This is a genomic window from Oleiphilus sp. HI0067, assembly GCF_001635735.1.
Genome location: NZ_LWFI01001581.1, coordinates 1 through 801, shown reverse-complemented (window position 1 = coordinate 801; position 801 = coordinate 1). Strand labels below are relative to the sequence as shown.

Below are 801 nucleotides of genomic sequence, written 5' to 3'. Positions count from 1 at the left end.
TTTTGCGCGTTGGGTAAAACGCTGTAAGCGTAATGCCATATCTGCTGAGCAGTTAGGGCAGCTAATTCACCTACTGCCGTTTGATATGAATGTTGAACCATCGGAGTCTGAACAGATCAATCCTCTCGTGACATTGCAAAAGAGCTATCGTTTTCACGGTGCTTTAGCGGATGTTGCGCGCCTTATTCGTGATGAGCCAGTAGAGGCTTTGCGTCATTTCCTGACAACGAACACTGACGAAGCTATTAGGTACCACTGGGTTGAGGGCAGAGCCCAGCAAGAACTCGGTGCGTTGATGGCTCATTATCAAGACTTTGTAGAGCTCGCTGAAACAAAAGCCTCATTGGCTGAACTGCAAAAATGCTTCGATCAGTTCCAAATTCTTTGTTCAACGAGACAGGGGCCTTTAGGGACGGATCAGCTCAACGAGGCCGTTCACACAAAAGCACAGAGTCGATTTTCATCAAGCCGCACTGGTGTGTATCACGGTATGCCGATTATGTTGGAGCGTAATTATCCAAAACTCGATTTGTACAATGGAGACGTGGGTTTTTATATCGAAAACGTAAATCAAAACCACGAAAGCCAGTTTGTTGCGATGTTTTACCGAGGTGGGGAAGGACGCGACATCACAGTATTGCCCTCGCAGATTGATAAGTACGATCTGGCATATGCGATGACAGTGCATAAAAGTCAGGGCTCAGAATATGATCACGTTGGTGTGTTGCTTGCGCCATATGCGCCAGAGTTACTGACCCGCGCCTTGTTATATACCGCTGTGACGCGTGCGAAGCAGAAATG

Annotated in this window: 1 protein-coding gene; it reads left to right on the top strand. The window is 47.3% G+C overall.

Features of this window, described 5'->3' with window-relative positions; all coding sequences use genetic code 11:
- A partial coding sequence (locus A3739_RS25785) for an ATP-binding domain-containing protein (RefSeq protein WP_197472581.1) occupies positions 1-801 on the top strand: 801 nt, incomplete at both ends.